Genomic DNA, 504 nt, shown 5'->3' on the forward strand with positions numbered 1-504 from the left:
CTAGATGAGTGAGTCCGATGTCTTCAGTGGTCGTAGGCGATCAGGGAGCGCTTGACCGGCGCGTCGGTCTCCCAGTTGTGCCAGATCGCCGCTGCCATGGCGAGCAGGCGCTGAGCCGTGCGGGCGAACACCCCCGCCGGTGTGCGGCCGCCATGCTGTTCGAGGCCGAGTTGGCCTTTGAGGGTGTCGATGATCGCCTCGATCCACTGGCGGCAGCGGACCAGGCGGCCATGACGGGGCTTTTCGTCTTTGCGGTCAGGGCGCACCAGGTGGCAGCCCAGTCGCTCGTTGACGAAGGACTCGAAGTCCTTCCCGGCGAAACCCTTGTCAGCCAAGATCACCTGCCCGGCCCGGATGAGGTCGTGGTCGCGCTCCAGCAGGGCGGCCATGACCTCGCGTTCGCCGATCTTGGGGTGGGCCAGGCACCAGGTGATGGGCATGCCCTCGGCCGTGGTGACCAGGTACAGGCGAAACCCCCAGAAGAATCGGGAGTGGGAGCGGCAG

The 504-nt window shown here is 66.5% G+C and carries 1 protein-coding gene; it reads right to left on the reverse strand.

The features are described 5' to 3' along the window. Nucleotides 1-23: 23 nt before the first annotated feature. Nucleotides 24-504: transposase (locus D455_RS32015; RefSeq protein WP_017574092.1), on the reverse strand; the 481-nt coding region annotated here is incomplete at its 5' end.

Source organism: Nocardiopsis halotolerans DSM 44410 (assembly GCF_000341065.1).
Classification (GTDB): domain Bacteria; phylum Actinomycetota; class Actinomycetes; order Streptosporangiales; family Streptosporangiaceae; genus Nocardiopsis; species Nocardiopsis halotolerans.